Raw genomic sequence first — 4194 nt, 5'->3', positions numbered from 1 at the left:
CCCGCGAACCGCCCCGAGGCCCCGGCCACGCCTCCCGACGACGGGCTGCTGGACCCGCCCAGCGACCTGCAGACGCAGCGCTTTCGTGCACGGCCGGCGCGCTCCGGAGCCGGGCCCACGCGTCCTTCACGCGCGGCGGAAGAGCCTGTCCAGCCGCCTCCAGCCCGCGAGGGTTCGGGGTGGATGGGCAAGGTGGTGCTGCTCCTCATCCTGGGCGGCGTGGGCTACCTGGCGACGCTGGAACCGGTGCGACGCCTGTTCATGCCCGCGTACGAGTCCGCGCGCTCCTGGGTGAAGGCGGAGCTGGATCCCGCGGCACCCGTGGATCCCGCCGCGACCGGCACGTGGCCGCCCAAGCCCGCGGGCCCTCCGCCCGGCTTCGTTCAGAAGACGGAACCCGACAAGGCTCCGGAGGTCGTGCCCACTTCGGCCGAGCCGGTGGCCGAGCCTGTCGCCGAGGCGACGCCTTCCGACCCCAAGAAGGCCCCCGTCAAGGGCGGCCGCAAGGGGAAGGGGAGTTCTCCAGCGAACTGGGCCACCCCGCCCGCCACGGACGACAAGGCTGTCGCCGCGAAGACGACGCCCACGCCCACGCCGCGCCCGCAGGAGCCTTCGCAGCGTCCGCCGGAGCCGGTCACCACCGTCACGCAGACCCCGGAGGTGGCGGAGGTGCTGGACACGAGCACCGCGAAGGGCGCGGCGAAGGCGGGCCTGGGCTGGCTGACGCTCTACACGGTGCCGAAGAACGCGGCGGTGTTCGACGGCTCCACCCAGCTGGGCACGTCGCCGCTGATCAAGGTCGCGCTCCCCGTGGGCACCTACCGCCTGCGCGTGGTGGACCCGCAGGACACGGGAGGGACGAGCAAGCTGTTGTCCGTTCCCGTCCGTCCGGGCGAGCTGACGAAGATGCAGATTCGACTGGCCGACCTCCCGCCCTACACGGAGTGATGGCCGTCCTTGACGCTCCTGGACCCCCTCACTAGGGTCCGCCGCGTTCCGCCTTCGACGCACTGCGAGAAGGACTCGCCAGCCATGTACTTCCAGGACCTCATCCTCACGCTCCAGAAGCACTGGGCCGACCAGGGATGCATCGTCACCCAGTCGTACGACCTCGAGGTCGGCGCGGGCACGATGGCCCCGTACACGTTCCTGCACGCGCTCGGGCCCGAGCCGTGGAACGTCGCCTACGTGCAGCCCTCGCGCCGCCCCGCTGACGGCCGCTTCGGTGAGAACCCGAACCGGCTGTTCCAGCACCACCAGTTCCAGGTCATCCTCAAGCCCGCGCCCAAGAACGTCCAGGAGCTGTACCTGGAGTCCCTGCGGAAGGTCGGCCTGGACCCGATGGAGCACGACATCCGCTTCGTCGAGGACGACTGGGAGTCCCCCACGCTGGGCGCCTGGGGCCTGGGCTGGGAGGTGTGGTGCGATGGCGAGGAGGTGACGCAGTTCACCTACTTCCAGCAGTGCGGCGGCTTCGACTGCCGCCCCGTGGCCGCGGAGCTGACGTACGGGCTGGAGCGCCTGGCCAGGTACCTCCAGAACGTGGAGAGCGTCTTCGACATCGAGTGGGTCAAGGGCGTGAAGTACCGCGAGGTCTTCCACGCGAACGAGGTGGAGATGAGCAAGTACGCCCTCCACGAGTCGGATCCGCAGATGCTCTTCGCGCTGTTCGACGCGTACGAGAAGGAGTGCAAGCGCCTCATCGAGCGCCACCTGCCGCTGCCCGCGTATGACTACGCGCTCAAGTGCAGCCACGCGTTCAACCTGCTGGATGCACGCGGCGCCATCTCCGTCACGGAGCGCGCCAACTTCATCAAGCGCGTGCGCGACAACGCGCGCCTGTGCGCGGAAGGCTACCTGCAGATGCGAGAGCGGCTGGGCTTCCCGCTGACGAAGACGCCGTGGACGGTGGGCGAGCAGCCGCCTGTCCTCGAGGGCAAGCCGGCCAGCGACTACTGGAAGACGGTGACGCTCAACAAGCCCGTGGAGAAGAAGGAGAAGACGGAGGTGGCCCGTGGCGCGTGACCTGCTCCTGGAAATCGGTGCCGAGGAGATCCCGGCGTCGTTCATCGTGCCCGCGCTGGAGGACCTGAAGCGCGTGCTCACCGAGCGCATGGCCGACGCGCGCCTGAAGCACGGCGAGGTGCGCACCTTCGGCACGCCGCGCCGCCTGGCCGTCCTCGTGCGCGACGTCGCGGACGCGGGCGAGGACGTGACGAAGGAGGTGCTGGGGCCCAGCGCCAAGGCCGCCTTCGACGCGCAGGGCAAGCCCACCAAGGCGGCGGAGAAGTTCGCCGAAGGGCTCAAGCTGTCGGTGGAGGCGCTCGGCCGTACGACGACGGCCAAGGGCGAGTACGTGTCCGCTCGCGTGGAGGAGAAGGGCCGCCCGGCGGTGGTCATCCTCCAGGAGGCGCTGCACACCGCGTCGCATGGCATCAACTTCCGCAAGTCCATGCGCTGGGGTGACGTGGACACGTCCTTCGCGCGCCCGGTGCAGTGGCTGGTGGCGCTGCTGGGTGACACGGAGTTGCAGGTGGTGCTCGGCGACGTGAAGAGCGGGCGGACCACCTACGGCCACCGCTTCCTCGCCCCTGCCCCCATCACGCTGAAGGCGCCCGCGGACTACGAGTCCGCGCTGGAGAAGGCGCACGTGCTGGCGGACATCGGCAAGCGCCGCGCGTCGCTCGTGGAGAAGCTGCACGCCGCGGCGAAGGCGGCGGGCGGGCAGCTCATGGCGGACGAGGGCCTGGTGGACCAGGTGATGAACCTGGTGGAGCTGCCGAGCCCCGTGGTGGGCAGCTTCGACGCGCGCCACCTGGACCTGCCGCCGGAGGTGCTGGTGCAGGAGATGAAGAGCCACCAGCGCTACTTCTCGCTGCTGGACGGGCAGGGGAAGCTGCTGCCGAAGTTCATCGCCGTGTCCAATACGCCGGTGCGCGACCCGCAGCTGTCCCTGCGCGGCTACGAGCGCGTGCTGCGGGCGCGGCTCGCGGACGGGCGCTTCTTCTTCGACGAGGACCGCAAGACGCCGCTGGGCGACCGTGTGGAGAAGCTGGGCCGCGTGATGTGGCAGAACCAGCTGGGCACGTACCTGGAGAAGGTGGAGCGCTTCCGCTCCCTGGCCGGCTGGTTCGCGCAGCACGCGGACAGGGCAGGGGAGGCGGCCACGGTGGAGCGCGCCGCCACGCTGTCCAAGGCGGACCTCGTCACCGGCATGGTGGGCGAGTTCCCGGAGCTTCAGGGCCTCATGGGCCGCGAGTACGCGCGCGCCAGCGGTGAGCCGGACGCGGTGGCGCTCGCCATCTCCGAGCACTACCTGCCCCGGGGCGCCGAGGACGCGCTGCCGACCCAGGACGCGGGCGCGCTCATCGGCCTCGCGGACCGGCTGGACTCGCTGTGCGGCATCTTCGCCATCGGCAAGGCCCCGTCGGGCGCGGCGGATCCGTTCGCGCTGCGCCGCGCGTGCCTGGCCATCATCCGCATCGTGCTGGGGCGCGGCTACCGCTTCAGCCTGTCGGCCGCGGTGGACGAGGCGCTGCGCCTGCTGGCGCCGAAGCTCGCCAACGTGAAGCGCAAGCCGGGCGAGCCCGCGCCGCGCGAGCAGGTGCTGGAGTTCTTCCGCGGCCGCCTCAAGGCACTGTGGGGGGAGCAGCACCGCACGGACGTGGTGGAGGCCGTGCTGGCCGTGGGCTTCGACGACCTGGTCGCCGCGAAGAAGCGCCTGGAGGCGCTGAGCCCGCTGGTGGGCCACTCGGACTTCCAGCCGCTCGCGGCGGCCTTCAAGCGCGTGGTCAACATCGTGGAGAAGCAGGGCAAGGACGTGGCCGGCGGGCAGACCAACCCGCAGCGCTTCACCGACGAGCCCGAGAAGAACCTCCACACCGCCTTCACTCAGGCGCGCGACAAGGTGGGCCAGCACGTGCGCGCGGACGACTTCGCTGGGGCCCTGCGCGAAATCACCGGCCTGAAGCCCGCCGTGGACACCTTCTTCGACAAGGTGATGGTCATGGCCGAGGACAAGGACCTGCGGGAGAACCGCATCCGGTTCCTCACGGAGATCGGCGCCCTGTTCAATCAGGTGGCGGACTTCTCCAAGATCCAGGCCGAGGTCGCCGCCGCGGCCTGACGCCGTTTTTTGCGCCAGCGCGTGCCTGCTCCCCGGCCAGGGGGGCGGGACGCGTTGCCGGACCGCGG

At 70.7% G+C, this 4194-nt stretch carries 2 protein-coding genes and 1 pseudogene; all 3 read left to right on the top strand.

Translation table 11 applies throughout. The features are described from left to right. Positions 1-948: pseudogene (locus tag D7V97_RS40695) on the top strand (serine/threonine protein kinase); the annotation flags it as partial. Positions 949-1032: 84 nt separating this feature from the next. Next, positions 1033-2025: a glycine--tRNA ligase subunit alpha gene (gene glyQ, locus D7V97_RS40690; protein WP_120615937.1), complete on the top strand. Its 993-nt coding sequence runs from the start codon at positions 1033-1035 to the stop codon at positions 2023-2025. Then, positions 2015-4126, top strand: a complete 2112-nt coding sequence (glyS, locus tag D7V97_RS40685; protein WP_120615936.1) for a glycine--tRNA ligase subunit beta — start codon at positions 2015-2017, stop codon at positions 4124-4126. Before glyQ ends, glyS begins: the two co-directional genes overlap by 11 nt. Positions 4127-4194: the final 68 nt, after the last annotated feature.

The organism is Corallococcus sp. CA053C (genome assembly GCF_003611675.1).
In the GTDB taxonomy this organism is placed as follows: domain Bacteria; phylum Myxococcota; class Myxococcia; order Myxococcales; family Myxococcaceae; genus Corallococcus.
Note: the sequence above shows the minus strand (reverse complement) of the source record. Positions and strands in the feature narration are given on the sequence as shown.

What these genes read in the sequence shown, in the direction of transcription:
- glyQ (WP_120615937.1), top strand. Translation starts at nt 1,033, where the DNA reads ATGTACTTCCAGGACCTCATCCTCACGCTCCAGAAGCACTGGGCCGAC.